Origin of the sequence: Sphingobium sp. CR2-8 (assembly GCF_035818615.1) — a bacterium.
Classification (GTDB): domain Bacteria; phylum Pseudomonadota; class Alphaproteobacteria; order Sphingomonadales; family Sphingomonadaceae; genus Sphingobium.
The window spans coordinates 1,624,380-1,649,820 of the sequence record NZ_JAYKZY010000002.1; the positions used below are offsets into that span (position 1 = coordinate 1,624,380).

A 25,441-nucleotide genomic window follows, 5' to 3' on the forward strand; every position below is an offset into this window, starting at 1 on the left:
TAGGATGTAAAACGCATTATGGAACCGGGCTGGATCGCGGCGCCAGCCCTTGTGCACGCTGGCGGATGATCCGCAAATAGGTATCGACCAGCGCCTGGTTGACCTGATCCCATCCATTGCGTTCGGCGCGGCTTTGCGCAGCGGTGCCGGCCGCCTGTCGCGCGCCGTCATTGATGCAATAGGCCTGTAACGCGTCGGCAAAGTCGCCGATCGCGCCGGGGCGGATCAATCGCCCGGTCACGCCTTCGGTCACCAGGCTTTCACTACCGGTCGCGCGCGCCGCGACCGTGGGCAGGCCGCAGGCCATCGCCTCCAGCGTGACGTTGCCGAAGGTTTCCGTAACCGATGGGTTGAACAGCATATCCATGCTGGCGACCGCGCGGCCAAGCTCGGGGCCCTTCTGGAAACCGGTAAAGACAGCGCCCGGTAGCCGGTTCTGGAACCATTCGCGAGCCGGACCTTCGCCTACCACCAATATCTTGTGCCTGACCTGCCGCGTGGCGAGCTGGTCGATGGTATCGGAAAAGACGTCCAGTCCCTTTTCCATCACCAATCGGCCGATGAAGCCGATCGTTGGGGCATCGTCATCAATGCCCAGCGATCGTCGCCATGCCAGGTCGCGGCGACCGGGATTGAAAATCTCCCGATCGATGCCGCGTGTCCAGATGCCGACATCGTAGTTCATCCGCTGTTCGCGCAGCAGTTGCGCCATCGAATCCGACGGCGCGACGATGGCATCGCAGCGGCGATAGAAGCGGCGGAGCAGGGACAGGATCAACGGCTCCAGAAACGCCAGGCCATAGTAGCGCGGGTAGGTTTCGAACCGCGTATGCACCGACGCCACCGTCGGCAGGCTGCGCGCGCGTGCCCAACTGAGCGCTCGATGCCCCAGTGGATCGGGGCTGGACAAATGCACGATGTTGGGCGCGAAATCGTGCAGGTCGCGGCGGACCTGCGCCGACATTCTATAGGGAACGCGATATTCCTTGCGCCCCGGCACGGGAAAGGACGGCGTGCTGACCAGATCGCCTTCCGGTTCGAACGCAGGCGTCCCGGTCGTCGGCGAATAGACGCGTACGCTCGCGCCCTGTCGCAACAGATAGCACACGAAGCGGTTGAGCGCCTGGTTCGCGCCGTCGCGGACATAATTGTAATTGCCGCTGAACAGGGCGACGCGCAGGCCGGTAGCATCCATGGGCGGCCCATAGCCCAACCGTCATGAAAACCCAAGGGAACCAGATGCGGATTTGGGCATTTTGCTGTTCGTTGTTGTCGAGTTACGGCCGGCGCAGCATGTACCCATGATGGAGAGGATGCCCGTATGACCGAGACATTCCGTAAAGGAACGCGGGTCAAGTGGAACTGGGGGCAGGGCGTCGGCCGAGGACGCATTGCGGAACGGTTTGACCGCCATGTGGAGCGCACGATCGAAGGATCGTGCATCCGTCGCAACGGCTCGCCAAGCAATCCTGCCTTTCTGATCGCTGCCGACAATGGCGGCGAAGTTCTGAAGCTCCGTTCGGAAATCAGCACCGCTTAAGTTGTCGGCTCCAGCTTTGCGATGCCTGTTCGCGCAAAGCGGCCATCGTGTAAGCTGGCCACATATGGCATGATCGGCGCATGACGACATCTTTCATGACTATCGACGCGCTGCTTGTCGGCAAGCCGGTTCCTTTCCGCGGCGACGATTACAGCGCCATCGCCAAACAGCCGGTGATAGGACCTGTCCGTATCACATGGAACGGGTTCGAGCATGACGCCGTGGCCGATCCCGTTCACCATGGCGGCTGGGACAAGGCGATCCATCTCTATCCCCAGGACCATTATGGCTGGTGGCGGACGCGTAAGCCCGACGAGCCTCTGCTCGATAGGCCCGGCGCCTTTGGTGAAAATATCGCCTCGCGCGGGCTGACAGAAACCGACATTTGCCTTGGCGATCGTTTTTCGCTGGGCAGTGCGGTGGTGGAGGTGAGCCATGGGCGGCAACCCTGCTGGAAGCTCGACCACCGTTTCGGCGCGCGAGACGTCATGGCGACCATCGTCAAGACCGCGCGCAGCGGCCTCTATTTCCGCGTGGTGCAGGAAGGCGAAGCCCGCGCCGGCACGCCGATGGAATTGTTACAGCGTCCATTGCCCGACTGGAGCATCGCCCGCATATTCCAGTTGCTCATCGGCGGCGGACACAAACGCAACCCCGACGCCGTCCACACGCTGGCGCACATGCCCGTCCTGGCCGAAGCCTGGCGGGAAAGAGCACGGAAACTAGCGGCCTGACGCGCATGAAGGCCACAGGGCGAACACCCATCATCACGGCGATGTAAAGAGAAGATATGGTGGACGCACTTGGGCTCGAACCAAGGACCCGCTGATTAAGAGTCAGCTGCTCTACCAACTGAGCTATGCGTCCACTCCGGGGCAAATATGCATTCCGGCGTTGGCGGGCTGTTAGCAGTGCACCGGGCATTTGCAAACAATAATCGGCCATGTGTCGGAATTTTCCGGGATGCGGCAGGTTAGCCCCAATTCCCCGTGCCTGCCCGACGCTTATGGGCGCGATCGATCGCCATGATGATGCCGACACACAGCATTACCGTCAGCATCGACGATCCACCATAGGACATGAAGGGCAGGGGTATGCCCACGACAGGCGCCAACCCCATGACCATCATCAGGTTGATCGCAACGTAGAAGAAAATGGTCGTGGTGAGCCCCGCAGCCGCCAGTCGGGCGAACTTATCCTGCGTGCGCATCGCCACGCGAATGCCCCAGCGGAACAGCAGCATGAAGGCAAGGATGAGCAGGGTGCCGCCGAGCAGGCCCCATTCCTCCGCCATGGTGGCGAAGACGAAGTCGGTATGGCCTTCGGGCAGGTAGTCGAGATGACTTTGAGAGCCTTGCAGGAAACCTTTTCCCCACATGCCGCCCGACCCGATCGCGATCTTCGATTGGCTGATGTGATAGCCGGCGCCCAAGGGATCGCTTTCCGGGTCCATGAAGATCAGCACGCGGTTTTTCTGATAATCATGGAGAAAGCTGAACGCGATCGGCACCAATGCCGCTCCGGCAAGGCCGGTACCGACGAACAGACGCAGCGGCAATCCTGCCAGGAACATGACCGTCACACCGCCTGCGGCGATCATCGTCGCAGTGCCGAGATCGGGTTGGATCAGAACAAGCATGAACGGCACGCCGATCAAAACCAAAGCGGGCCAGATGGCGTTCCATCGTCGGATTTCGCCAACCGGCAGCATCGCGTAGAAGCGCGCGACTGTCAGAACGATGGCGGGCTTCATGAACTCGGACGGCTGCAACTGCATGAAGCCCAGGTTGATCCAGCGCTGGCTTCCGCCCGCGACGCCGCCGATCAGTTCCACCAAAAACAACGCCGCCAATATTGCGCCATAGGCGGGGAAAGCGAAGCGGGCGAATATCTCCACCGGAATGCGGCTGAGCGTCAGCGCCATTGCCGAAAAGACGCAGAAACGCACGGCCTGGTTGACGGCCCAAGGAAAGATGTTGCCGCTTGCTGCGCTATAGAGGACGATGATGCCGAACCCGGCAATGGCTAAAAGCAGCGCCAGGATGCGCCAGGGAAATTCGGTGAGAGGCCGTGGGATGATGCTCATGGCGCGCCTGTCGGATTGCTGCCGGGGGGCGGCGGAACGTCATCCTCGCTCTCATTGTGCGTCGGCGCGGGCGCGGCTGTCGCTGCGTTGCTGCCTGTCGCATTCGATGCGGCATTGTCCGCCGGTGGCGGCACTTCGCCTTTTTCGACAGCCTTGGCCACGCGAAAAGCCGCCATTTGCCGCGCTTGACGTTCGGCGGGCGTCCCGCCCCAGCCTTTTTCCAGCGTCTCCAGCTTTTCCATCGCCTTCTTCGGGTCGAACAGGAAGGATAATGTGTCGCTGGCGATCATGGGCGCATCTTCGTTGCGGATCATATGCCCGCCATGTTCGATGATGCAGGCTATCGCAAACCGAGGGTTATCGAACGGCGCGAAACCCTGAAACAAGGCGTGGTCGCGCAGCTTGAAGGCGAGCGAACTATTGCCGCGCACCCCGCCGGCGCGTTCCGCCATGGTGATGCGCCGCACCTGCGCGGTGCCGGTCTTGCCCGCGATCATGACCCCGGGGATGGAACTGCGCGCCGCACCCCCGGTGCCGCCGCCATTCACCACCGCATTCATCGCGTCGCGAATGACGACCAGATGCTCCTCGGTCGCGCCGACGGTGGCGGGTTCGAGGCGGTGGGCGCCATGGATGAAATTGGGCATCAATTGCCTGCCGGTCGCCAGACGCGCGGCCATCACCGCCATCTGCAACGGGTTGATCAGCATATAGCCCTGACCGATGGTGGCGTTGACCGTGTCGTAGACCTGCCACTTCTGGTGATACTTCTTCTCCTTCCACGCCGGATCGGGCACCGTGCCATAGCTCTGACTGGGGAAGGGGAGGTCGAATTTCTGGCCCATGCCGACCCGGCGGGCCATGCTGGCGATCCGGTCCATGCCGATCCGCTGCGCCATCTGATAGAAATAGATGTCGCAACTCTGGGCGATCGCGCCGCGCATGTTGAGCGGGCCATGGCCGCGCCGTTTGTGGCAGTGGAACAGGGTATTGCCGACCCGGATCGCGCCGCCGCAACTGATCGTCTCCTGCGGCCCGATCCCCGCCTCCAGCAGCGCCAGCGCGACCATCGGCTTCACCGTCGATCCGGGCGGATAGAGGCCCTGCAACGTCTTGTTACGCAGCGGGACATGATCGTCCTTCGACAGCATCTCATATTCCAGATGGCTGATGCCGTCGGAAAAGCTGTTGGGATCGAAACTGGGCATCGACGCCAGGGCGAGCACATCGCCATTCTGGCAGTCGATCACGACCACGGACCCGCTCTGGGTTGCCAGACGGCGGCCTGCAAACTCCTGTAAGCCAGCGTCGATCGTCAGCTTGATCGAATTACCTGGCGTGTCGGGGCGCGTCGTCAATTCGCGCACAATCTTGCCGCGTGCCGTCACCTCCACGCGTTTCGCGCCAGCCTTGCCGGTCAGCGTCTGGTCGAACGCCTTTTCCAGCCCATCTTTGCCCAGCTTGAAGCCCGGCGTGACGAGCAACGGGTCCTTGCGCTTCTTGTAATCTTCCGCCGTCGCCGCGCCGACATAGCCTAGCAGATGGCCCACCGTTGCACCGGCGGGATAGTTTCGGGAAAAGCCCTGGCTGGGCGCCACGCCCGGCAGGTCGGGCAGCCGCACGCTGATCGCGGCATATTGGTCGTAAGTCAGCTTGTCGGCGACCTGGATCGGACGGAAACCGGCGGTCTTCTCCAACTCTTCCCGAATGCGGTCCACCTCGTCCGCCTCCAGGTTGAGCAATTGGGCCAGATGACGAATTGTCGCTTCGGCATCGACCACCCGCTGGGGGATCAGGTCGACCCGAAAATCGGTGCGATTATTAGCCAGCGGCCGCCCGTTGCGATCCACGATCCAGCCGCGCCGTGGCGGGATCAGGGTCAGGTTGACGCGATTGCTTTCGGACAGGAGTTTGTATTTTTCGTTTTCCGCGACGCTGATCCACGCCATGCGGCCCACCAGCATTGCGCCGATCGCGCCCTGAATCCCGCCCACCATCATCGCGCGACGCGTGAAAGTGAAGGATTGGGCAGCTTCGGTGATAATCTTGCGCTTGGGGGTCAGGAACTTCATGCCATCACGCGCCATCGGTCGATCCGGGCGCATTGCCGGACGACGAAGGGAAACAGCAATATCGTCCAGACCATTTGCGGCGCGACCAGAAGCAGCTTCACATCACCTCCACCCGTGATCCGCGCGAAAAACAGACCACCGGCGATGCAGAAGATAATGGCGAGCGTCGCGATTAGCCAGTCCTGCCGATAACTGCGCCAGATCATGCGATGTTCGATCGCATCGATCCCGATCAGAGCGACCGTCCACAGGAACATGGCGGAACCAATCGGCTGTCCGCTCATCATGTCGTCGAACAGACCGAGCGGCAGCCCGATCCAGGCGCGCCACAGGTCCGGACGCAACAGCCGCCACGACAGGAGCAGCAACAGGCCGAACGGGGGCATGATCGGAGATTGGGCGATGACGGGCAGGGCAGTCAGGAAGGAGCCGAACAACACCGTGACGACCGGCGTGCCGGCCAAACGCAAGCGGGACGGATGCCGCCCCAGCCGTGGCACATGGTAGAGATGCGGGTCGATCATGGCTGCGCGGCGTTGCCGGCCGCCGCCTCGTCCACCACCGTCGGCGTCGCTGGTGCCGCCGGACCGGACCTGGTCACGGCATCCTCGAACGCACGTTCCACAACCACTGCATCGACCCTGGCCGGGTTGGCGAGCGGCACGCCATAGGCGATTTCACCCTCCGCGCGGACAACGACTGCGACAGGTATATTGGGTTGATAGACCCCGCCGATGCCCGACGTCACGAGCAGATCGCCCGGCTTGAAGGGGTTGCGTCCCGCAGTCAGCGCACGGATCTCGACCGACCCATCGCCCAGGCCCGTGGAGATGGCCGGGATATTGTCGTTCGCCCGCCGGACCGGCACGATATTGCTGGTGTCGGTCAGCAGCAGCACGTCCGAACTGTTGGGGGTCGTGATATGGACGCGACCGATCAACCCCTCCGGCGCGCGGACCGGCATGCCTGAACGCACACCCTGCCACGTCCCGGCGTTGAGCTTCGCGAAGCGGCGCGCACTGGATGCGGAAGAGGCAATAAGGCGGGCGGTCAACACTTCGGTGGCGTCGGCGTCGACCAGCTTGAGCAATTTCTTGAGCCGGATATTTTCCTGCGCGACGCCCTTCGCCTCGATAATGCGGTTGCGATCCGCCTCCACCTGGCGGCGCAGCGCAACATTCTGCGATCCCGCCTGCCAGTAGGATGCCAATGTCTCGTCGACCGATCCGACGCCGCTCACCATGCCCTTGAACGCGCTGGAAACGGGGCGGCTGATTTCGGACGTGGCGATGCGGATGGCGGCAAATCCCGTGGGATCGAAAATCGCGACAACGACCAGAAGCAGGCCGACGGCCGCACCGGCCACCGCCACGACATAGCTGGCAAACAGGCTATATTGCGCCTTCCGGTTGATACCGGGGCGTCGGCTGGTTGGCCGCGCCATCTAATCGTCCTTCTCGATCAGGCGGTTTGCAGCACGCCCCGGAAGATCGGATCTTCCATTGCGCGGCCCGTGCCGATGGCGACGCAGGTCAGCGGGTCTTCGGCGATGGTGACGGGCAGGCCCGTCTCGTCGCGCAGTTCGTCGTCCAGCCCCTTGAGCAGCGCGCCGCCACCGGTCAGAACGATGCCCTGATCGACGATGTCGGCGGCCAGTTCGGGCGCAGTGTTTTCCAGGGCGATCCGCACACCTTCCACGATCGTGCTGATCGGTTCGGCCAGCGCATCGGCGATCTGGCCCTGGTTGATGCTGATTTCCTTGGGCACGCCGTTCACGAGGTCGCGGCCCTTGATATGGATGGTTTCGCCCACGCCATCTTCGGGTGCCTGAGCGATGCCATATTGCTTCTTGATCCGTTCCGCCGTGGCTTCACCGATCAGCAGATTGTGATGGCGACGCACGAAGGAGACGATCGCCTCGTCCATCTTGTCACCACCGACGCGGACAGACGTGGTGTAGGCCAGGCCGCGCAGCGACAATACGGCGACTTCGGTCGTGCCGCCGCCAATGTCGACCACCATCGAACCGATCGGTTCGGTCACGGGCATGTCGGCGCCGATCGCGGCGGCCATCGGCTCCTCGATCAGGAAGACCTGACTGGCGCCTGCATTGCTGGCGGCGTCGCGAATGGCGCGGCGTTCGACGCTGGTCGAACCGCTGGGCACGCAGATCACGATTTCAGGTGCGCGCCAGGGGCTGTGCTTGCCCCCATGCACCTTGGTGATGAAATGCTTAATCATCTGTTCGGCGACGTCGATGTCGGCGATTACGCCGTCGCGTAAGGGGCGGATGGCCTCGATCGAATCCGGGGTCTTGCCCATCATCAGCTTTGCATCGACGCCCACTGCCTTCACCCGCTTGACGCCGTTCAGCGTCTCGACCGCCACCACCGACGGTTCGTTGAGGACGATGCCGCGACCGCGCACATACACCACCGTATTGGCGGTGCCGAGGTCGATGGCCATATCCTGCGAAGTAAATTTGAAGAGACGCGAAAAGATCGACATGCCTTATCCTGTATCGCCCGCCGTCCCCGCGACGCGATAGGGGGACCGGTCGGAAAGCTGTTCTGCGCCTGCCGTTAACCTCAATTTCCTTGCGCCTTGCAGTGCAAAAAATTCAGGATCGCGGCTCGCGGAAAGCGCTCGATTGGGCTAGTCCCTAATCAATGTCAATACGCCGTCTGCCCGAACATCTGGTCAATCGTATCGCTGCCGGTGAAGTGGTCGAAAGACCCGCCAGCGCGCTCAAGGAAATCGTTGAAAACGCTTTGGATGCTGGCGCGACTCGCATCGCGATACGCCTGTCCCATGGCGGGCTGGACCGGATAGAGGTCAGCGACGATGGCTGTGGCATGGATTCGGTCGACATGGCGCTGGCGCTGGAGCGGCATGCCACGTCCAAACTGCCTGACGATGCCATTGAAAATGTAGCGACTTTGGGTTTTCGGGGGAGGCCCTGCCTTCGATCGCCAGCGTCGCGCGTCTGTCGATAGACAGTCGTCCGTCCGGCCAGGATGGATGGAACCGCACGGTCGACAATGGCCAGCTGGTGGCGGAAGGGCCTGCCGCCCTCCCACCGGGCACGCGGGTCACGGTGGAGCAGTTGTTCGGTAAAGTGCCCGCCCGGCGTAAGTTCCTGCGCTCGGCAAAGGCCGAATATGCGGCCTGCCTCGACATCGTCCGTCGGCTCGCCATGGCGCATCCCCTCGTCGCCTTCTCGGTCGAACATGATGGTCGCCGGGTGCTGGGCGTGCAGGGCGGAGAGTCGCGGGAGGAGCGCGTCGCTGGCCTGACCGACCGGGCGCTGGCGGACAATCATGTCATCGTCAGCCTGGAGCGGGAGGGCGTGCAACTATCCGGCGTGGCGTCGATCCCAACCTACAATCGCGGGGTGGGCGATCATCAATATCTGTTCGTCAATGGTCGCCCGGTCCGCGACAGACTGCTCATCGGCGCGTTGCGCGGCGCCTATGCCGACATGTTGGCGCGCGATCGGCATCCGGTGGTCGCCCTGTTCCTGGACGTGCCCGCGCAGGAGGTGGATGTGAACGTCCATCCGGCCAAGACGGAAGTGCGCTTTCGCGATCCGACGATGATCCGCGGCATGATCGTGTCAGGCCTGCGCCGCGCGCTCGATGCGGAGGGGTTTCGCGCCGTCCAGCATGCCGACCCGGCCGCGCTGTCTGCCTGGAAGCCCGAACCCGTTTCTCCGACACCCATCGGATCGATGCCGATCTTCGAAGCGGCGGCATTGTCCCCTGCCAGCTATAGCCAGTTCGCGCCCTCCTCTCTGGCTGATCGCCGCGCATCCTTCATCACTCCGCCGCCGCAGGCGCGCGCCGAACCCGCCGCCGCGCCGCCGCCCGAAGGCAGCAGCTTCCCGCTGGGCGTGGCGCGGGGGCAGGTCGCGCGTACCTATATCGTGGCGGAAGCCGAGGACGGTCTGGTGATCGTCGACCAGCATGCTGCCCATGAGCGGCTGACGCTGGAACGGATGCGCCGCGCCATGGAAGGGCAGGGCGTTGCGTCGCAGGCGTTGTTGCTGCCCGAAGTCGTGGAACTGGAAGAACCCGCCTGCGACCGGCTGGAAGCGCGGATCGCTGAACTGCGGGAATTCGGCCTCGACCTGGAGCGGTTCGGCCCGTCGGCCATGCTGGTGCGGTCGGTCCCGGCGATGCTGGGCCAATCGGACGTGCAGGGCCTCGTCACCGATCTGGCCGATGATCTCGCCGCCTATGACAGTGCGTTATCGTTGAAGGAGCGGCTCGATCTCGTTGCGGCGACCATGGCCTGCCACGGGTCGGTCCGGGCCGGGCGGGTGCTGAGCGTCGCGGAAATGAACGCGCTGCTGCGCGAAATGGAAGTGACTCCGCGATCGGGCCAATGCAATCATGGACGGCCGACCTGGGTGAAACTGGGCCATGGCGACATAGAGAAATTGTTCGGAAGGAAATGAAACGATGACGATCCTGGCCGCTCTTCTGTTAGCGACGGTGGGGACGCCCGCGATCGATCCGGCCTGTGCCACGCCAGCGCCGCTATCCGAACCCTGGACCAGTTGGACCCAAAGCGGGCAGGCCAAGGCCGGTGCAAAAGCAGACGGCGCACCGGCGCTGATCCTGGGCAAGCCCGTCGTCGCCACATTGACCCCCACGGCCTATGTCCAGTTCGTCGCGCAGCCCGGCAAAGGCGCAAAGGACGGATATGCCGGACTTTTCACCCTGTCGATCAAACAGGCGGCGCGTGTCGGCATCGCGCTGGATGGTCCGGCCTGGATTGATGTCATTACCGATCAGACCGCGCAGACATCGGTTGAGCATGGGCATGGTCCGACCTGTTCGGGCATCCGTAAGATCGTCTGGTTCAATCTGGCGGCGGGGCGGCACATCGTCCAAATCGCGGGATCGAAGGGGCCATCCATGCGGGTAATGGCCGCCGATGCAACGGCGAACCAGCCCGTTCGCTAGGCCCGCCCCGTCACACCGGACGGGTGCGCCACATCGCGATCGGGATCATCGTCAGCACCGGCTTGTCGTCCTGGTTCAGGATCGTCACCTTGTTGCGGACGATCCCCATTTCCGGACGGCTTTGCGACGGCCTTTTGTCGATCACTTCGCTTCGCCCATGCAAGGTGTCGCCGGGCCGAACCGGGCGCAACCAGCGCAATTCGTCCACGCCAATCGCCCCCAGGCTGGCGGCCTGCTGGCCCGGATTGTCCTGCATTGCCGCAACGAACATCTTCATGAACAGCGCGGTCGTATGCCATCCGCTGGCCGAAAGCGTACCGAAATGGGTGGCCGCCGCCGCTTCGTCGGACAGATGGAAAGGCTGCGGGTCGAACTCTGCCGCGAAGGCGATCGTCTCATCACGCGATATGGTCAGCGGACCGAAATCGAACCCGTCGCCGATCGCGATATCCTCGAAATAGAGAATGTCATCCGCCATCACCCGTCTCCTGTTATTACGGACGATGGCCTACCGTTGCTTTCCGTTTACGTCAATGTCAGGAACGGCCTTCAATGGGCGAGTAGACCGGCCAATGCGACTGGGTCGCCATCCGACGAACGCGCCGTCACGCCGATTAGGCGCGCGAGCAGCGGATAGACATCGACATTGGCGAATCCCGTCGGTGCCTTTGCGCCCTTAGCGAAAGCCGGTCCGTTGGCGATGAACAACGCTTGCATTTCAGGCGCGCGATCGTCCCAGCCGTGATTGCCACCCGTCACCTCGCTCTTGGGCGCGCTCGGCTGAATTTCCCAACCGGTTTCGGCCAGGCAGAAATAAGGCGGGATGCGACGGTGGGTGCCATAGTGGAAGCGTGCCGGTATCTCCCCTTTGCGCCAGCATTGCATGTGCGGAATGGATCTGAGCAGCGCGGCCTCCAGCGCTTTTTCGCGCCCCGGCAGGGCCACGATACTGGCGTAGGGCCCGCTTTCCACGATCCGATAGTCTGCGGGGTTCGCAATCTTGTCCAACGCGATGATCCGGTCGGTCGATCGCGCGGCCATGCCATGGTCGGCGACCACCACCAGATTGACAGGTTGGCCCATCGCCTTCAGTCCCGCGACCAGTTCGCCGATATGGGCGTCCACCTCCGCCAGCGCCTGGGTCGTTTCCGGCGCATCCGGGCCTTTGACATGGCCGACCGTATCGACCGTGTCGAAATAAAGCGTCACGAAGCGCGGACGGATATCGGCGGGACGGCGCAACACATCGAGCACCATATTAACGCGTTGCGTCCCGCCGATCTGCTGATTGAACTGTGCCCAGTCGCCTGGCCGGGTGCCACTATGAATGTCATGCGGCCAGGCTTTGTCCTGCGTGCCACCCCAGGGGACGTTAGACCCGGGCCAGAACATCGTCGCGGTGCGGACCCCCGCCTTTTCCGCCGTTACCCAGATCGGCTCGACATCGTTCCACCAAAAGGGATCGTCGCTCGCCATCGTGAATTTTTCGCCCGGTCGTGCCGCGTCTTCCATGTTGTTGGCGACGATGCCGTTGCGATCGGGCCGGTCGCCGGTGACGATCGCCCAGTGATTGGGGAAAGTCTTGGTCGGGAAGGAAGGACGCATAGGCGCTTCGATGCCGTCTGCCGCCAAGGCTGCCAGATTTGGCGTCACCCCGCGTTGCAGATAATCCGCGCGAAAGCCGTCGATCGACACCAATATCGTGACCGGCGCACGTTGCTCGGCTTGGGCGGTCGGGGCGGGGCGGTCAATTGCGGCGGTGGTGCAGGCACTCAACCCGGCCAGAACGAGTAAAGCAGGGGCGAGCAAAGCAGGAGCAAGAAAACGGGGCGGCATGGCGACTCTTCTTCTATTTTACGAATGCCAATCGCTTAGCAGTCATCCGATGACGGTAAAGTGACGTTTCATTTGAGATGCTCGCGGAGGGTCAACCAGACGGTCCGCTTCGCCTCCCGCGACAGGCTGGCATAGGCCCCGCTGGAGGAGGGCAGGTCGATGAGCGCCACGCCCGGCCGTTCGCCCAGCTGCCGCCGTCCGTGCAGGCTGGCCGTCTTCCCGTTGAACCCGATCGCCCGTAACGTCGGCAGCCGTTCCACGAACGATCCCAGATCGCGCAGTTCCGCGCCTCTGATGCTGCTATCCAGGCTACCCGATCGATCCGCACTTTCGATCACGTCCCACAGGCCGATGCCCAGCGCCCGCAGCCTTTTCAGCCGCATCGCATAGGATGCGGCCCGCAGATCTTCGTCCAGCACACCGCCCAGCAAATCCCAGAAGGCATTGCCGCGATGGGCATAATATTCGCCCTGTTTGATCGAGGCATCGCCTGGCAGGCTGCCCAGGATCAGGACGCGGGTGTTTGCATCGACGCTGGGCGGAAAGGCGGCCTTGCGTATCGCAGGCATCTGGCCGATCCGCAGCGCCATGCCGCGATCAGACGTTGAAACGGAACAGCATGATGTCGCCGTCCTGCGTCACATATTCCTTGCCTTCGGACCGCCACTTGCCCGCTTCCTTGGCCCCGGCTTCGCCATTATATTGCACATAGTCGGCATAGGCCATGGTTTCGGCGCGAATGAAGCCCTTTTCGAAATCGGTATGGATCGCGCCTGCCGCCTGGGGCGCCTTCGATCCTTTCGCCACGGTCCAGGCACGCGCTTCCTTCGGTCCCACGGTGAAGAAGGTGATGAGGCCCAGCAGTTCGTAACCCGCGCGAATGATGCGCGCGAGGCCCGCTTCGGTCAGGCCCAGCGCTTCGAGATATTCGGCGCGTTCCTCGACAGGCATGGTGACCAGTTCGGCCTCGATCGCGGCGGATACGATCACGGCGCTGGCATTTTCCACCTTCGCCTTTTCGAACACGCGCGCGGAAAAGGCGTTGCCCTCCGATGCAGCGTCTTCCTCGACATTGCAGACGTAGAGGACCGGCTTGGCGGTCAGCAACTGCGCCTGCCTGAACAGGCGATCTTCTTCTTCGTCGCGCGGCACGGTGAGGCGGGCGGGCTTGCCTTCGCGCAGCAGGTCCAGCGCCTGGCCCAGCACGGTGGCGGCGGCTTTCGCTTCCTTGTCGCCCTGCGCGGCTTTCTTGGCGAGGTTTGGAACGCGCTTTTCCAGGCTTTCCAGGTCCGCCAGCATCAATTCCATCTCGACCGTCTCGGCGTCGGCGATCGGATCGACCTTGCCCTCGACATGGGTGATGTCGTCATCCTCGAAACAGCGCAGCACATGGACGATGGCGTCGGTTTCACGGATGTTGGCCAGAAACTGGTTGCCCAGCCCTTCGCCCTTCGACGCGCCGCGCACCAGGCCCGCGATATCCACGAAGCTGAGCTCCGTTTCGATGATCTTCGCGCTGCCGCCGATCTTTGCGATCGTGTCGAGCCGATCGTCGGGCACCGCAACGCGGCCCTCATTCGGCTCGATCGTGCAGAAGGGATAGTTGGCCGCCTGCGCCGCCTGCGTTTCGGTCAGCGCGTTGAACAGGGTGGACTTGCCCACATTGGGGAGGCCGACGATACCGCAACGAAAACCCATTTGACTGCCTTACAAGATCGGAAAGATTTGCGCGCCCGATAGCGCTTTGTGCAGATAAAGGCCAGCCTTGGACGCGACAGGGGGGTGGACAAAAGGCGCGATTGATAAGCGCGTCGCTTTGGCCGCATAGAGGATCATGACCCAAGAGAGCATCGAACCGAGCCGAGAAACCCACTGGATCGACCAGAAGGGGCGGGCGTGGAAAAAGCGCCCCGCGCATGAAACCGGCGCGTTCGGCCGCTGCCCGCGCTGCGGCGAGGGGCATATCTTCACCGGTTTCCTGACGATGCGCGATCGGTGCGAGGTCTGCGATCTGGACTACAGCTTCGCCGATCCGGCCGATGGTCCCGCGGTGTTCGTGCAGTTGTTCGCCTGCGTGCCGGGCGTGGTCTTCATCATCATGCTGGAGATCATGGCGCGGCCAGGGCTGTGGGTGCATCTGGCCGTGGGCGTGCCGGTGCTGATCCTGACGACGCTCCTGCCGATGCGGCCGATCAAGGGCTGGCTGATCGCCGCCCAGTTCACCAACAGTGCGCAGGAAGCCGGCACCGGCGCGCTATGGGCGAAGCTGCATGGGGGAGAGCCACGCGACTAGGGCTTGGCTTCGACCTTGATCTCGAACAGTTTCGGCCAGTTCTTGCCGGTGATGAAGACGCGATCCTTCGTTGCGTCATAGGCGATGCCGTTGGCGACCGCTTCGCTATCGGTCACGCCCGCCACCTTGCGCAACGGACCGACGTCGATCCAGTCGACGACCGCGCCGGTCGTAGGATTTATCCGGGCTATCCGGGTATCATACCAGATATTGGCCCACACCTCCCCCTTCACATATTCCAGTTCGTTCAGGCGATCGACCGCGCGGCCGTTCCAGGTCACGGTGATCCGGCGCTGTTCGGTCAGGCTGTCGGGGTCGAGGAAGCGCAGTTGCGCGGTGCCATCGCTCATGATGAGGCTGCGCCCATCCTGCGTCATGCCCCAACCTTCACCGTCATAGCGGAAGTCGGACAGCGGCTTGAAATCGGACAAATTCCAGACGAACCCCCGGCGATGCCGCCAGGTCAGGCTGACCAGCTTGCCGCCCCAGTTGACGATCCCTTCACCGAAATAGGGGGGGCGATCACGCGGCGTTGCAGGACTTTGCCGGTCTTGATCGCGACCTTGCGAATGTCCGACTGCCCCTCCAGCCCGGTGCTCTCATAGAGTGCGCCATCATGGTAGAAGAGGCCTTCGGTGAAGGCGCTGGCGTCATGCGGGTGGGTGGCGACCAATTTCCAGGATGTGTCGGCAGCGGCGGACGTGGACAGGATCGCAAGCCAGGCGAAAGCGCCAATCCACCATTTCCGTTCGGTTCGAGCCTGTCGAGAACCTTTGCGCGAGGGTTCTCGACAGGCTCGAACCGAACGGGGTGGGTGTGGTGAAAACTGCGCCTTCATTCCGCCGCCTGTCCTTCGATCGCCTCGGCAAGCCATGCGGGCAAAATTGCGGGATCTATATTCTCCACCCGGTGCAACTCGACCGAAAGGTCCATGTCCGGCAATGCCGCACGCTGCCGCTTCTCATCCGCTTGCGCCAGCGGCACGGCGATGAGGCGGCGGCTCACCTTGTTACGATAATGCATGCGGGCGGTATTTTCCTGCCCGACGTAGCAGCCTTTGTCATAATCGACGCCGTGCAGTTCCTCCGCATTGGTTTCTAGCCACAGCGTCTGGTCCTGCCCCAATTCCTGCGCCCCTTCGAATATGCCCAGCGAAAGGCGATGAGCGCGGAAGGCCGGTGCGGCGTCGCCATCGCTCGCCGGCGCGATCCAGCGATGGCCGAGCGCGGGGAGGCGCGGGTCGAGCGGCTGGTCAAAAGCATCAAGCGACCAGTGGATGGCAAGGCCCTCTTCGCGGGCGATCGTCACCTTGCGTCGCAAACGATAGAGGATCAGCCGCTTCGCAAGCGCCTCGGCCTGCGCCGCCTCGCAATCGATCAGCACATCGTCGCCGTCCCCCCAAAGGATGAAATCATACAGCGCCTTGCCCTGCGGCGTCAGCAGTCCGCTCCAGCGCGGTTGGCCCGGCTGGAGCGTCAGCACGTCGCGGGTCAGCAGGCCTTGGAGAAAAGGCTTGGCCTCCTCGCCGGAAATTCTCAGGATCGTGCGGTCGCTTAGGGTGGTGCCGGTCATCGGCTTTAGGTAGGACGGCAGCACGACTTAGCCAAGGCGCATACGCACGGTTCTCGACTTCGCTCGAACCGAACGGAGATTTTATTATGACCCAGACCTACGACATGATCCTCAAGAACGGCACCGTCCATACGCCGGGCGGCGCGGAGAGCGTGGATGTGGGCGTCCTAGCCGGGAAGATCGTGGCGATCGGTACGTCCCTGGGCGATGCGGGCGAGCTGATCGACTGCACCGGCCTGGACGTGCTGCCCGGCTGCATCGACAGCCAGGTCCATTTCCGCGAGCCAGGGTTGGAGCATAAGGAAGACCTCGAATCGGGCAGCCGCGCCGCGGTGCTGGGCGGCATCACCGCCGTGTTCGAAATGCCCAACACCAATCCCAACACCGACACCGCCGAACGCGTGCATGACAAGCTGAAGCGCGCGCATCATCGCATGTGGTGCGACCATGCCTTCTATGTCGGCGCGACGGCGGACAATGCCGAGCAGCTTCGCGAACTGGAACGCATCCCTGGCACGTCGGGGGTCAAGATCTTCATGGGCGCATCGACCGGCAGCCTGTTGGTGGACGATGACGACGCCCTCTCGCGCGTACTGGCAAGCGGCACGCGCCGGGTCGCCATCCATGCCGAGGATGAGACGCGGATGAACGCGCGCAAAATCCATGCGGAGGAGGGCGATCCATCGACTCACCCCGTCTGGCGCGATGACGAAAGCGCCTTGATCGCGACGAAGCGGATCATCGCGCTGGCCCGCAAGGCGCGCCGTCGTATCCATATCCTGCATATCACCACCCCGGCCGAACTGGAATATATCGGCCAGAACAAGGATATCGCGACCTGCGAAGTCACCCCCCAGCATCTGACGCTGGCGGGCGAGGACGCCTATCCGCGTCTGGGCACCTATGCGCAGATGAACCCGCCCATCCGGTCCGGCGCGCATCGCGACGGCCTGTGGTTCTGGCTCAACCAGGGCGTGCCCGACGTGCTGGGCAGCGACCACGCGCCGCACACCAAGGAGGAGAAGGCGAAGACCTATCCCGCCTCGCCCAGCGGCATGCCCGGCGTCCAGACGCTGGTGCCGTTGCTGCTCAACCATGTGGCGGAAGGGCGGCTGTCGCTGCGCCGCTTCATCGAACTGACGTCATCGGGGCCGCAGCGCGTGTTCGGCCTGACCGGCAAGGGGCGGATTGCGCTCGGCTATGATGCCGACTTCACGGTGGTGGACCTCAAAAAGCGTTGGACCGTGGGCAGCGACTGGCTCGCCTCGCGCTGCGCCTGGTCCCCGTTCGAGGGCGATCAACTGACCGGCAAGGCGGTCGGCACGATCATTCGCGGCAACACGGTGATGTGGGAAGACGCGCTCGCCAACGCTGCGATCGGCGAAGCGGTGCGGTTCGAGGCTACAGAATTTCGCTAAGGATGGTTTCCCGGCGAAGGCCGGGGTCCAGTCCTCTGCGTGTGGCTGTACCCCTGCCTTACGCCGCTACGCGATCACGACGCCGCGCATGGGTGATACCGTCGCTGGCGAACAGGATCAGGCCCAGCCAGATCAGCCCGAAACTCGCCATCTGGCCGCGACTGAGCGTCTCGCCGAACAACACCACCCCGCACAGAAATTGCAGAGTCGGAGCCAGATATTGCATCAGGCCCAGCGTCGCCATCGGCAGGCGCTGCGCGGCGACTGCGAACAAAACCAGCGGCACGGTAGTCACCGCGCCCGATGCTATCAGCAGCGCGCTGGTAGGCGCATCCTGGCCGAAGCCGACGCCACCATGGTTTAGCTCCCACACCAGATAGGCGATGGCGAGCGGGGTCAACAACGCCGTCTCCACGCCCAGCCCGATCATCGGCGCGACCGGCGTCAATTTGCGCAGCAGCCCGTAAAAGGCGAAGCTGAACGCGAGCGACAGGCTGATCCACAACGTCGTCAACGCCGCCGCAGCGAGGATCGCGACCCCGATCGCGGCTATACCGATCGCCAGCATCTGCGCGCGCCGCAGCTTTTCCTTGAACACCGTCACGCCCAGCATGACGACGATCAGCGGATTGAGGAAATAGCCCAGGCTGGCCGCGACGACATGCCCGTCATTCACGGCCCAGACATAGGTCAGCCAGTTGATCCCGATCATGAAAGCCGACCCGGCAAGCGGCAGCATCAGCCGTCGATCGCGCAGGGTCGTGAAGAAATCCGGCAATCCCTTTCGCAGGGCGAGCAGCGCGACGATCAGCAGCAGCGACCAAAGGACGCGCTGCGTGACGATCTCGACCGGATCGACATGGTGCAGCAGGCGAAAGAATAGCGGCAGCAGGCCCCACAGGCCATAGGCCGCAAACGCCGCCATCAGCCCCCGCCGCGTCGCCTGTTGTTCGTCCGTCAGAAAATGCCCCCGCCCATGAACAGGCGCAGAGCCCCGAAGGCCGCGACGATCAGGCAGAAATTCCGCCCGCCATTCCTGGACGAGATCATGCCGATGAACGCGCCGAACAGCGCCATCGGCACCAATATCCAGTTGAGCGCGCCCAGCAGCGGAATCACTGCCGGGATCATGAGGATGAGGGTGACAAGGCCGATAAAGCCCGACAATATGTTCAGCATCGCCCCTATATGTCGGCAAGACTGTCCCAGAGCAAGACAATGGGCCAAGGCCAGTCAATCAGGACTGGCTATAACGCGGAATAAGCGGCAGATTCACCATAAGTCCTAACGCAAAATTTACCTTTGTTCTTCAGGGCTCGTTTACGAAGGAGTGAAGGATGGCGCGTTTCCGGTCTGTAGGCATGATATCTCTGGTGTTGGCGCTCGCCGCCTGCGGCAAGGGGGACAAGGACGCCAATCTCGCCGCGCTGGACGCGCAGCTGACGAACAACGCGACCGATCCCGCGCTCAAGGGCGCCTTGGCCGACCCGATCGTGGTCGATCCGCAACTGGTCGGTCAGTCCAACCGCAACGCCGTGCGGTCCGCCGACAGGACCGCCAATGGCGCGGTCCCGTTGCTGGGCGGCGACGCAGGCGCGGCGCAGGCACAGGCGGTCAAGCTGGCGGGCGGCAAGCTGCTGGCCGCACCTGCCGCGACCCAGGGCGAAGCGATGGCGTCGACCGTCACCTTGGGCGCGGTGGTGCGCGAACAGGCCGGGCGGCGTGGCGGCAACGCCAATTGCAGCAAGAAACTCAGCTACGGCATGGAATGGGCGCAACGCCTGCCTGAACCGTTCGGCCTCTATCCAGGCGCGCAACTGACCGAAGCGGCCGGTGCGCAGGTCGATGGCTGCACCCTGCGTGCGGCGAGTTTCGTGACGCCTGCACCCCGGCAGGGCGTGATGGACTATTATTATACGGTCGCCCGCCGTGCGGGCTATGATGGCGAGCATAAGATCATGGGCGGCGACCATGTGCTGGGCGGCACGCGCGGTGCCGACGGCAGCGCCTATTTCATCGTCTTCACCGACGCCCCAGGGGGCAAGACCAGCGTGGATATCATCGCCGACAACGGGCGGTAAGAGGCGCGTCTTGAGACAGCGAGTCGGACAGTATCGACGCATAGGCCGATTGCAAGTCCCTGTAATCCAATGGATTTTTATGGCTTGTCATCGAATGTGAACGATGCCCGTCCTATTTGCATTTGTAATCAAGGACTTGCCATTGCAATAAGATTATAGAAAAGCGGTAGTGACGTCGTTGTGGCGATCGCGCCGTCGACCCGATTGCGTCGTCAGTGCCGGAAGAAGAGCGTCACCGACGCCACATGATTGACGCGCGTGTTGCCCCCGCGCTGGTTTACCAACTGGTTGAGATAGCCGACCTCCAGCGTCGACGCCCCCGGCAGGCCGATTTCCGCGCCCAGGAAACTGCGCAGCTGGTCGAAGCCGCCACGCGCGCCCCAGTCCGTGTCGTTAAGCGCGACGAACCCCTCCGCATAGACCAGCGCGTTGACCGCATCGCTGCCGGGCCGTAGCGGCTTTTCATAGCGGAGCATCTCACGCAGGCGCCAGCCCATATCGTGCCCGTCCGACCGCCACCGTTGTTCGATCCGCGAACGCGACGACAATTCGCCACCCCAGGGCTTGCCGAGCGCCCAGTTCAGCTGTTGAAAACTGCGTTCCTCATTGACGTCCCTGCCGCCCTCGATCGGCACGACGACATGGGCATAGCCCTGATACAGCGTGATGGACGGGGAGAATTTCCAGCCCAGCGCCCCGCGAAAGATGGACTGGTCGATCCGCGACAGGCCATCGCCGACGCGTGGCTGGACTTCCGCGAAATAGACCAGCTCATCCTTGACCGATCCCATCGCGGTCAGGTTGAGCCAGAACTGCTCGTCCTCGCGGGTTGCCGCGCTGGCGGGCATGGCGATCAGCGCAAGGCAGGTGGACAGGCAGACAAAGTAGCGACGCATGATGTTCCTGTAACCGGGATAAGCGAGCCGCATCACGCGGCTATCCGCCCTTTTAATGCGCGCGCGTTTCTATCCCGTTTCCCGATCGTTAGTTTGCGTCTGGAAGACGGGAAATTACCTCCGCGACCTGATCCCTTTCGTTGGTTCGTCTGGCGATCAACCGGTCAGGTGATCACGCTGGGCGTGTCCATTCCGGTGAACCCAGCGATATCGGCCACTTCCTGCGCAGCCGCGATCAGCGGGGCGAGCGCTTCGCCCGTCTCCAACCCCAACGCGCCATCCGGGCCAACAAAGCGTTCGATATAGACACGCAGCGTCGCGCCCTGCGTGCCCGTGCCGGACAGACGGAACACGATGCGCGATCCGTCCTCGAACAGGATCCGGACGCCCTGATGGTTGCTGACCGACTGATCGGTGGGATCGACATAGGCGAAATCGTCGGCGCTTTGCACCGTGCCGCCGCTGTTGGTCGTGCCGGGCAGGGCGGATAATTTGCCGCGCAGCGCCGCCATCAGGGCGTCAGCGCGATCCTTGGCGATCGCCTCATAATCGTGGCGGGCATAATAGTTGCGGCCATAGGTCGCCCAGTGATCGGCCATGATCGCCGCGACGCTCTGCTGCCGCACGGCCAGGATATTGAGCCAAAGCAGCACCGCCCAGATGCCGTCCTTCTCGCGCACATGGTCCGACCCGGTGCCCGCGCTTTCCTCGCCGCAGATGGTCGCCATGCCGGCATCGAGTAGATTGCCGAAGAATTTCCAGCCCGTGGGCGTCTCATAAAGCGGCACGCCCAGCTTTTCTGCGACCCGGTCGGCCGCGCCGCTGGTCGGCATGGAGCGCGCGATGCCCTTGAGGCCGGCCGCATAGCCCGGCGCAAGATGGGCATTGGCCGCCAGCACGGCGAGCGAATCCGACGGCGTCACATAGCTGTGCCGCCCGATGATAAGGTTGCGGTCGCCATCGCCGTCCGACGCCGCGCCGAAATCGGGCGCGTCGGCGGCCATCATCCGGTCATACAGCTCTTTGGCGTGGACCAGGTTCGGATCGGGATGATGATGACCGAAATCGGGAAGCGGCGTCCCGTTCATCACCGTGCCAGCGGGCGCGCCCAGGCGCCGCTCGAAAATCTCGACCGCATAGGGACCGGTCACGGCGCTCATCGAATCGAAGGCCAGGGTGAAGCCGCCTTTGATCTGCGCGCGGATCGCCGCGAAATCGAACAGGCTTTCCATCAGCTCGGCATAGGCCGCAACCGGATCGACCACCTCGACCGCCATAGCCCCCATCGTGCCGGTTCCGATCGTGTCGATATCGACATCGGCGGCGTCCAGTATCTTGTAGCTGTCGATGACCAGTGATCGTGCGGCGATCGCATCCGTCACCTTCTCCGGCGCGGGGCCACCATTGCCGATATTATATTTGATCCCGAAATCCTCGTCCGGCCCGCCCGGATTGTGGCTGGCCGACAGGATCAGGCCCCCGAACGCGCCGAACGACCGGATCAGGTGCGACGCGGCGGGGGTGGACAATATGCCGCCCTGGCCCACGATCACCCGGCCAAAGCCATTGGCGGCCGCCATCTTGAGGACGATCTGGATGACTTCACGGTTGAGGTAGCGGCCGTCTCCGCCCACCACCAGCGTCTGCCCGGCAAAGCCGTCCAGGCTGTCGAACACCGACTGGACGAAATTTTCCGCATAATGGGGCTGCTGAAACACGCGGACCTTCTTGCGCAGGCCCGACGTGCCGGGCTTCTGGTCGTCGAAAGGCGTTGTCGAAACGGTCTGGATCGGCACCATGATCTCCGATGTTTAGGCGTGGGTTTGGCCGCCGCGCGGCAAGACGCGACGATGAGACGGTCGGTTCATGATGGAAAAATGCGAAGAGCGCACGGGGTTTTTACATCAACCGGGCGGAACATAGCTCCCGGCCAGCAGATGCGCCTGCAAGCTGGTCCAATCGCCGATCGGCCAATGTGCGGGCACCGCCGCCGCCATCGCCTGATCCGTGTTCAGGCTGTCGGATAGCGCCACGTCCTGCGCGGCGATGAACGTGCCGTCCGCTATGGCATAGAAGGCGCGGGCGCGCGGTCGGCTTGCCCGCCTGCCGTTCGGCAGGATGATGCCCAGCCGGTTCGATCGCAGGCGCACCAGCATGCCCGGTGGATAGACGGTGATGCTCTGCATGAAGGAAAAGAGCAGATCCTGGTCGAGATGGTCGGTCCACCCGCGCATCCGGCTTATCGCGTCCGCCGGTGTCCAGGCTTCCTTGTAGATGCGGTCCGACGTCAGGGCATCGTAAATGTCACAGATCGCGCCCATGCGCGCGGCAAGGGAGAAGGCGTTGCCCCGCAGCCCGTCCGGATAACCGGTGCCGTCCATACGCTCATGATGATGCAGCGCCACGTCCAGCGCGACAGACGGCACCTTGTCGCAGGCCTTGAGCAGATCATGCCCCGCAGCCGTGTGCCGCTTCATCTGGGCGAATTCTTCGTCCGACAGCTTGCCCGCCTTATTCAGCAGGTCGATCGGCACCGCCATTTTGCCCACATCGTGAAACAGGCCCGCAATGCCCAGGTCGCGTATTTCGGCTTCATCCATGCCCAGTTGCCGCCCGAAATTCATCATCAGCGCACAGACGGCGACGGAATGCAGATAGGTATATTCGTCCTTGGTCTTGAGCCGGGCGATGCTGATCAGCGTGGTGCGGCTGCGTTCGAGCGAGGCGGATATCTCCTCCACCAGGCCGACAATCTCGTTCGACATGGACAATGTGCCGAGCCGCGCATCATCGAACAGGCGCAGGACCAGCCGCTTGCCCCTGGCGATGATCGTACGCGCGCGTTCCACTTCGATGCTGTCCGGGTCGCGCTGGTAAGGGGGTTGCCTGTCGGGACGTCTATAGGGTCTGGAAGGGCGAGCGATGCTTTCGACCTGAACGGTAGCCACATGGGGCGAGGTTGCGGGACTCGCCGCGCCAGCGCCCTTCTCGATATCGATGATCACCGCGTCGACCGTGCTGGACCTGATCCGTTCCAGAACCCGGTCGTCGTCGACCAGAAATTTCGCGCGCCAGAAAGGATGATGGAGCCAGCTTCCCTTGAAGCCATGCACATACATGCCCATCGCAATCTCGTCCGGCGACACGTCAACCAGCAATGGAAGGCTCCTCTCAAGCCCTCCACTATATCCGATTCGGTTACTATCGGTATAAAATTGGGAAATAATTCAGTCGTCTTGCAGTCGACTGGCGACATCATTCATGAAACGGGCGTCGTCATTCTTCGCCAGCCACTCGGCCTCCGCGCCGATCGCACCCAGCATGTGCGCCAAGGCATCCATCTCGCTCTTGTGATAATTGCCCAGGACGTAGCCATGAACCTTGTCCTTATGACCCGGATGACCGATGCCGATGCGCACGCGACGGAAATCATTCCCGATATGCGTGTCGATCGATCGCAGGCCGTTATGCCCGGCATTGCCGCCGCCACGCTTCACCTTGACCTTCATCGGCGCCAGGTCGAGTTCGTCGTGGAAGACGCTCACGTCCTGCGGTGTCAGCTTGTAGAAGCGCATCGCATCGCCCACCGATCGCCCGCTTTCGTTCATGAAGGTTGCGGGTTGCAGCAGGATGATCTTCTCGGGACCGATCCGCCCTTCCTGCACCCAGCCCTGGAACTGCTTCTTCCGCGGCGAAAAGCGATACAGGTCGGCGATCACGTCCGCGACCATGAAGCCCACATTATGCCGATGCATCGCATATTGCGCGCCCGGATTGCCCAGGCCGGCCCAGATCTGCATGTCCATGCTCCAAAGAAAATCCCGCCCGCCGGGTAGGCGGACGGGATCGAATTTTCCAGCCTTGAAAGGGCGAAAGGCTTATTCGCCCTCGACGGCTTCCTCAGCGTCCGCTTCGCCTTCGGCGCTCTTGAGCGCCGACGGGGCGACGACGGTCGCGATCGAGAAGTCGGTGTCCGCGTGCAGGGCCTTCGTGCCCTTGGGCAGGGTGACGGCGCTGATGTGCAGCGAATTGCCCACTTCCAGGCCGGTCAGGTCGACCACGACTTCGTCGGGGATTTCGGCGGCATCGACTTCCAGTTCGATGTCGTGCGCGACGATGTTCAGAACGCCGCCCTTCTTCAGGCCAGGCGAGGCGTCTTCATTTTCGAAGCGCACGGGCACATGGACGTGAACGGTGGCATGTTCGGACACGCGCAGGAAATCGGCGTGCAGCGGACGGTCACTGACGGGGTGGAAGGCCACGTCCTTGGCGAGGGTGCGGACGGTCTTGCCGCCGACTTCGACCATGATGACCGAATTGAAGAAGTGGCCGGTGCCGAGCTGCTTGTTGAGGAGCTTTTCCTCGACATGGATCGACAGGGGTTCTTCGTTCATTCCATAGATGACGGCGGGTACGCGGCCCTCACGGCGGAGGGCGCGGGAGGCTCCCTTGCCTGCCCGATCGCGTGCCTCGGCCGACAGCGTAAGCTGCTCGCTCATTGCATATCTCCAAAAGCAAATTGATGTACGTTCCCGCCACGCCTCCAGGGATGACCATAGCGGGAAGGCGGCCCTTTAGCAGAAAAGGGCGCAAAGGCAAGGGGGAGGGCGATGTTGCCCAAGTTCCGTTCGGTTCGAGCTTGTCGAGAAGGATGGACATGTTCTCGACAAGCTCGAA

The 25,441-nt window shown here is 63.0% G+C and carries 25 protein-coding genes, 1 tRNA gene and 2 pseudogenes; 7 read left to right on the forward strand and 21 right to left on the reverse strand.

From position 1 onward, the window contains the following. Positions 1-16: 16 nt before the first annotated feature. Complete coding sequence (locus U5A82_RS11890; protein ID WP_326291082.1) at positions 17-1,195, reverse strand: glycosyltransferase family 4 protein; 1,179 nt, start codon at positions 1,193-1,195, stop codon at positions 17-19. A 126-nt stretch (positions 1,196-1,321) separates the two neighbouring features. Here U5A82_RS11890 and U5A82_RS11895 point away from each other — a divergent pair, with 126 nt between their 5' ends. Continuing rightward, positions 1,322-1,540 (forward strand): hypervirulence associated TUDOR domain-containing protein, encoded by a 219-nt coding sequence (locus U5A82_RS11895; protein WP_326291083.1) that lies wholly within the window; start codon positions 1,322-1,324, stop codon positions 1,538-1,540. Positions 1,541-1,620: 80 nt separating this feature from the next. After that, entirely contained in the window at positions 1,621-2,274 is a 654-nt protein-coding gene (locus tag U5A82_RS11900; RefSeq protein WP_326291084.1) for an MOSC domain-containing protein, read from the forward strand. Positions 2,275-2,331: 57 nt separating this feature from the next. Here U5A82_RS11900 and U5A82_RS11905 read toward each other — a convergent pair. From U5A82_RS11905 to U5A82_RS11935, 7 genes are all read right to left on the reverse strand, one after another. After that, positions 2,332-2,407, reverse strand: a tRNA-Lys gene (locus tag U5A82_RS11905). 106 nt (positions 2,408-2,513) lie between these two features. Further along, the gene (rodA, locus tag U5A82_RS11910; RefSeq protein ID WP_326291085.1) at positions 2,514-3,626 is read right to left on the reverse strand and encodes a rod shape-determining protein RodA; all 1,113 of its coding nucleotides are present in this window, start codon (positions 3,624-3,626) and stop codon (positions 2,514-2,516) included. Then, a complete protein-coding gene (mrdA, locus tag U5A82_RS11915; protein ID WP_326291086.1) occupies positions 3,623-5,698 on the reverse strand; it encodes a penicillin-binding protein 2 in 2,076 nt (691 codons plus the stop codon). The genes rodA and mrdA overlap by 4 nt, the downstream gene beginning before the upstream one ends. Then, a complete protein-coding gene (gene mreD, locus U5A82_RS11920; RefSeq protein ID WP_326291087.1) occupies positions 5,695-6,222 on the reverse strand; it encodes a rod shape-determining protein MreD in 528 nt (175 codons plus the stop codon). Before mreD ends, mrdA begins: the two co-directional genes overlap by 4 nt. Further along, the gene (mreC, locus tag U5A82_RS11925; RefSeq protein WP_326291088.1) at positions 6,219-7,142 is read right to left on the reverse strand and encodes a rod shape-determining protein MreC; all 924 of its coding nucleotides are present in this window, start codon (positions 7,140-7,142) and stop codon (positions 6,219-6,221) included. Before mreC ends, mreD begins: the two co-directional genes overlap by 4 nt. Before the next feature lie 17 nt (positions 7,143-7,159). After that, positions 7,160-8,206, reverse strand: a complete 1,047-nt coding sequence (locus U5A82_RS11930; protein WP_326291089.1) for a rod shape-determining protein — start codon at positions 8,204-8,206, stop codon at positions 7,160-7,162. 164 nt (positions 8,207-8,370) lie between these two features. Continuing rightward, a complete protein-coding gene (locus U5A82_RS11935) occupies positions 8,371-8,592 on the reverse strand; it encodes a hypothetical protein (protein WP_326293019.1) in 222 nt (73 codons plus the stop codon). Between U5A82_RS11935 and mutL the strand changes: the two are divergent. Continuing rightward, positions 8,491-10,157 (forward strand): annotated as a pseudogene (mutL, locus tag U5A82_RS11940) (DNA mismatch repair endonuclease MutL). The gene U5A82_RS11935 and the pseudogene mutL overlap by 102 nt on opposite strands. 4 nt (positions 10,158-10,161) lie before the next feature. Continuing rightward, entirely contained in the window at positions 10,162-10,668 is a 507-nt protein-coding gene (locus tag U5A82_RS11945) for a hypothetical protein (RefSeq protein ID WP_326291091.1), read from the forward strand. Between the two features lie 10 nt (positions 10,669-10,678). Here U5A82_RS11945 and U5A82_RS11950 read toward each other — a convergent pair whose 3' ends face one another. The 4 genes from U5A82_RS11950 to ychF form a co-directional block, all read right to left on the reverse strand. Continuing rightward, positions 10,679-11,146, reverse strand: coding sequence for a MaoC family dehydratase (locus U5A82_RS11950; RefSeq protein ID WP_326291092.1), 468 nt, complete (start codon positions 11,144-11,146; stop codon positions 10,679-10,681). Positions 11,147-11,217: 71 nt separating this feature from the next. Further along, positions 11,218-12,504 (reverse strand): alkaline phosphatase family protein, encoded by a 1,287-nt coding sequence (locus U5A82_RS11955; protein WP_326291093.1) that lies wholly within the window; start codon positions 12,502-12,504, stop codon positions 11,218-11,220. 68 nt (positions 12,505-12,572) lie between these two features. Beyond that, positions 12,573-13,094, reverse strand: coding sequence for a DNA-deoxyinosine glycosylase (locus tag U5A82_RS11960; protein WP_326291094.1), 522 nt, complete (start codon positions 13,092-13,094; stop codon positions 12,573-12,575). A gap of 7 nt (positions 13,095-13,101) precedes the next feature. Then, positions 13,102-14,202, reverse strand: a complete 1,101-nt coding sequence (ychF, locus tag U5A82_RS11965; RefSeq protein ID WP_326291096.1) for a redox-regulated ATPase YchF — start codon at positions 14,200-14,202, stop codon at positions 13,102-13,104. Between the two features lie 136 nt (positions 14,203-14,338). On the opposite strand from ychF, the gene U5A82_RS11970 reads away from it, so the two are divergent. Further along, on the forward strand, positions 14,339-14,797 hold the full coding sequence (locus U5A82_RS11970; protein WP_326291097.1) for a DUF983 domain-containing protein: 459 nt from the start codon (positions 14,339-14,341) through the stop codon (positions 14,795-14,797). Here U5A82_RS11970 and U5A82_RS11975 read toward each other — a convergent pair. After that, a pseudogene (locus U5A82_RS11975) lies at positions 14,794-15,533 on the reverse strand (glutaminyl-peptide cyclotransferase). The gene U5A82_RS11970 and the pseudogene U5A82_RS11975 overlap by 4 nt on opposite strands. Before the next feature lie 98 nt (positions 15,534-15,631). Next, positions 15,632-16,369, reverse strand: coding sequence for a CAF17-like 4Fe-4S cluster assembly/insertion protein YgfZ (ygfZ, locus tag U5A82_RS11980; RefSeq protein ID WP_326291098.1), 738 nt, complete (start codon positions 16,367-16,369; stop codon positions 15,632-15,634). A gap of 86 nt (positions 16,370-16,455) precedes the next feature. Here ygfZ and U5A82_RS11985 point away from each other — a divergent pair, with 86 nt between their 5' ends. Beyond that, entirely contained in the window at positions 16,456-17,787 is a 1,332-nt protein-coding gene (locus tag U5A82_RS11985) for a dihydroorotase (RefSeq protein ID WP_326291099.1), read from the forward strand. A 58-nt stretch (positions 17,788-17,845) separates the two neighbouring features. On the opposite strand, the gene rarD is transcribed toward U5A82_RS11985, so the two are convergent. Then, positions 17,846-18,712: an EamA family transporter RarD gene (rarD, locus tag U5A82_RS11990; RefSeq protein WP_326291101.1), complete on the reverse strand. Its 867-nt coding sequence runs from the start codon at positions 18,710-18,712 to the stop codon at positions 17,846-17,848. A 32-nt stretch (positions 18,713-18,744) separates the two neighbouring features. Beyond that, positions 18,745-18,966 (reverse strand): hypothetical protein, encoded by a 222-nt coding sequence (locus U5A82_RS11995; protein ID WP_326291103.1) that lies wholly within the window; start codon positions 18,964-18,966, stop codon positions 18,745-18,747. A gap of 158 nt (positions 18,967-19,124) precedes the next feature. Between U5A82_RS11995 and U5A82_RS12000 the strand changes: the two genes are divergently transcribed. Next, positions 19,125-19,868: a hypothetical protein gene (locus tag U5A82_RS12000; protein ID WP_326291105.1), complete on the forward strand. Its 744-nt coding sequence runs from the start codon at positions 19,125-19,127 to the stop codon at positions 19,866-19,868. A gap of 212 nt (positions 19,869-20,080) precedes the next feature. Here the strand turns inward: U5A82_RS12000 and U5A82_RS12005 are convergent, their stop codons facing one another. The 5 genes from U5A82_RS12005 to U5A82_RS12025 form a co-directional block, all read right to left on the reverse strand. Continuing rightward, positions 20,081-20,764, reverse strand: a complete 684-nt coding sequence (locus tag U5A82_RS12005) for a DUF2490 domain-containing protein (RefSeq protein WP_326291106.1) — start codon at positions 20,762-20,764, stop codon at positions 20,081-20,083. Between the two features lie 164 nt (positions 20,765-20,928). Next, the gene (locus U5A82_RS12010) at positions 20,929-22,563 is read right to left on the reverse strand and encodes an alpha-D-glucose phosphate-specific phosphoglucomutase (protein WP_326291107.1); all 1,635 of its coding nucleotides are present in this window, start codon (positions 22,561-22,563) and stop codon (positions 20,929-20,931) included. A gap of 105 nt (positions 22,564-22,668) precedes the next feature. After that, positions 22,669-23,922, reverse strand: coding sequence for an HD-GYP domain-containing protein (locus U5A82_RS12015; protein WP_326291108.1), 1,254 nt, complete (start codon positions 23,920-23,922; stop codon positions 22,669-22,671). A 69-nt stretch (positions 23,923-23,991) separates the two neighbouring features. Continuing rightward, complete coding sequence (gene pth, locus U5A82_RS12020) at positions 23,992-24,564, reverse strand: aminoacyl-tRNA hydrolase (protein ID WP_326291109.1); 573 nt, start codon at positions 24,562-24,564, stop codon at positions 23,992-23,994. 78 nt (positions 24,565-24,642) lie between these two features. Then, positions 24,643-25,263: a 50S ribosomal protein L25/general stress protein Ctc gene (locus U5A82_RS12025; protein WP_326291110.1), complete on the reverse strand. Its 621-nt coding sequence runs from the start codon at positions 25,261-25,263 to the stop codon at positions 24,643-24,645. Positions 25,264-25,441 lie beyond the last annotated feature (178 nt).

What these genes read in the sequence shown, in the direction of transcription:
- U5A82_RS11890 (WP_326291082.1), bottom strand. Translation starts at nt 1,195, where the DNA reads ATGGATGCTACCGGCCTGCGCGTCGCCCTGTTCAGCGGCAATTACAAT.
- U5A82_RS11895 (WP_326291083.1), top strand. Translation starts at nt 1,322, where the DNA reads ATGACCGAGACATTCCGTAAAGGAACGCGGGTCAAGTGGAACTGGGGG.
- U5A82_RS11900 (WP_326291084.1), top strand. Translation starts at nt 1,621, where the DNA reads ATGACGACATCTTTCATGACTATCGACGCGCTGCTTGTCGGCAAGCCG.
- rodA (WP_326291085.1), bottom strand. Translation starts at nt 3,626, where the DNA reads ATGAGCATCATCCCACGGCCTCTCACCGAATTTCCCTGGCGCATCCTG.
- mrdA (WP_326291086.1), bottom strand. Translation starts at nt 5,698, where the DNA reads ATGAAGTTCCTGACCCCCAAGCGCAAGATTATCACCGAAGCTGCCCAA.
- mreD (WP_326291087.1), bottom strand. Translation starts at nt 6,222, where the DNA reads ATGATCGACCCGCATCTCTACCATGTGCCACGGCTGGGGCGGCATCCG.
- mreC (WP_326291088.1), bottom strand. Translation starts at nt 7,142, where the DNA reads ATGGCGCGGCCAACCAGCCGACGCCCCGGTATCAACCGGAAGGCGCAA.
- U5A82_RS11930 (WP_326291089.1), bottom strand. Translation starts at nt 8,206, where the DNA reads ATGTCGATCTTTTCGCGTCTCTTCAAATTTACTTCGCAGGATATGGCC.
- U5A82_RS11935 (WP_326293019.1), bottom strand. Translation starts at nt 8,592, where the DNA reads ATGCCGCTCCAGCGCCAGCGCCATGTCGACCGAATCCATGCCACAGCC.
- U5A82_RS11945 (WP_326291091.1), top strand. Translation starts at nt 10,162, where the DNA reads ATGACGATCCTGGCCGCTCTTCTGTTAGCGACGGTGGGGACGCCCGCG.
- U5A82_RS11950 (WP_326291092.1), bottom strand. Translation starts at nt 11,146, where the DNA reads ATGGCGGATGACATTCTCTATTTCGAGGATATCGCGATCGGCGACGGG.
- U5A82_RS11955 (WP_326291093.1), bottom strand. Translation starts at nt 12,504, where the DNA reads ATGCCGCCCCGTTTTCTTGCTCCTGCTTTGCTCGCCCCTGCTTTACTC.
- U5A82_RS11960 (WP_326291094.1), bottom strand. Translation starts at nt 13,094, where the DNA reads ATGGCGCTGCGGATCGGCCAGATGCCTGCGATACGCAAGGCCGCCTTT.
- ychF (WP_326291096.1), bottom strand. Translation starts at nt 14,202, where the DNA reads ATGGGTTTTCGTTGCGGTATCGTCGGCCTCCCCAATGTGGGCAAGTCC.
- U5A82_RS11970 (WP_326291097.1), top strand. Translation starts at nt 14,339, where the DNA reads ATGACCCAAGAGAGCATCGAACCGAGCCGAGAAACCCACTGGATCGAC.
- ygfZ (WP_326291098.1), bottom strand. Translation starts at nt 16,369, where the DNA reads ATGACCGGCACCACCCTAAGCGACCGCACGATCCTGAGAATTTCCGGC.
- U5A82_RS11985 (WP_326291099.1), top strand. Translation starts at nt 16,456, where the DNA reads ATGACCCAGACCTACGACATGATCCTCAAGAACGGCACCGTCCATACG.
- rarD (WP_326291101.1), bottom strand. Translation starts at nt 18,712, where the DNA reads ATGGCGGCGTTTGCGGCCTATGGCCTGTGGGGCCTGCTGCCGCTATTC.
- U5A82_RS11995 (WP_326291103.1), bottom strand. Translation starts at nt 18,966, where the DNA reads ATGCTGAACATATTGTCGGGCTTTATCGGCCTTGTCACCCTCATCCTC.
- U5A82_RS12000 (WP_326291105.1), top strand. Translation starts at nt 19,125, where the DNA reads ATGGCGCGTTTCCGGTCTGTAGGCATGATATCTCTGGTGTTGGCGCTC.
- U5A82_RS12005 (WP_326291106.1), bottom strand. Translation starts at nt 20,764, where the DNA reads ATGCGTCGCTACTTTGTCTGCCTGTCCACCTGCCTTGCGCTGATCGCC.
- U5A82_RS12010 (WP_326291107.1), bottom strand. Translation starts at nt 22,563, where the DNA reads ATGGTGCCGATCCAGACCGTTTCGACAACGCCTTTCGACGACCAGAAG.
- pth (WP_326291109.1), bottom strand. Translation starts at nt 24,564, where the DNA reads ATGCAGATCTGGGCCGGCCTGGGCAATCCGGGCGCGCAATATGCGATG.
- U5A82_RS12025 (WP_326291110.1), bottom strand. Translation starts at nt 25,263, where the DNA reads ATGAGCGAGCAGCTTACGCTGTCGGCCGAGGCACGCGATCGGGCAGGC.